The organism is Bacillus sp. SRB_331, from assembly GCF_003264175.1.
GTDB lineage: Bacteria > Bacillota > Bacilli > Bacillales > Bacillaceae_G > Bacillus_A > Bacillus_A mycoides.
Map to the genome: position 1 here is coordinate 1 of NZ_NADV01000146.1, position 903 is coordinate 903.

General features: G+C 50.2%; 1 protein-coding gene. It reads left to right on the forward strand.

Annotation, left to right across the window (positions count from 1 at the left end):
• Nucleotides 1-276 precede the first annotated feature (276 nt).
• The coding region (locus tag B5P42_RS31570) for a reverse transcriptase domain-containing protein (protein WP_142674078.1) at nucleotides 277-903 on the forward strand (627 nt) is incomplete at its 3' end.

Consider the following 903-nt stretch of genomic DNA (forward strand, 5'->3'; position numbering starts at 1 on the left):
CCACCGGTCCCACCAAACAGCGATGCGCCCGCGCCTGACGACGGTGACCGCATCCCTGCCACAGACGACCCCGCTCCAGAGGACTGTGACCGCATTCTTTCATCACACCTCGAATCCTCATCCCTGAGTACACCCAGCGAAAGTTCGAGTTCATCTTGTCACCAATCAAATGCAAGCGAATCCGATGAGCCAGCTGTAGCTCAACCTGATATCCAGAATGCTCGAGGAGCAAGAACACGCCGTGCTCCGGGGGAATGGTGGAAGGCACCTGCAGCCATGCTGGTGCAACAGCGAAACAATCACACTCTGCGAGCCACTCAGGTCACGATCCCGAAGTCGATCAGCGAAGCATTGGATTCAGAGAACGAGTTTTGCAAGGAATGGGCAGCAGCCACAAAAGCGGAATTTGACAGCTTACAACACAACAAAACCTGGGAACTTGTCAGACTTCCTAGCGGACGCAACGCTATTCAAAACAAATGGGTATTCAAGGTCAAATCAGACGAGAAGGGACTCGTAAACAAATTCAAGGCTAGACTAGTTGTTAAAGGCTACTCACAGCGACCAGGAATCGACTTCGACGAGACATTCTCTCCAGTGGCGCATCTCGCCTCTGTCCGATTGGTATTTGCACTTGCTGCATCATTGAAACTGAAATTGAGACAGCTAGACGTCGTCGGAGCATTCTTGCAAGCAGAACTTCACGAAGAAATATACATGGTTCAACCCAAAGGCTATATTTCTCATGATCCAAGCCTGGTGTGCCGCCTGAAGAAAAGTCTCTACGGTCTGAAGCAGGCTGGACTTGTCTGGAACAATACCATCAATCTATTCATCACCAAAGACCTCGGTTTCAAACGACTCAGTTCTGATGCTTGCGTCTACATTATGCGGTCAAAAGAA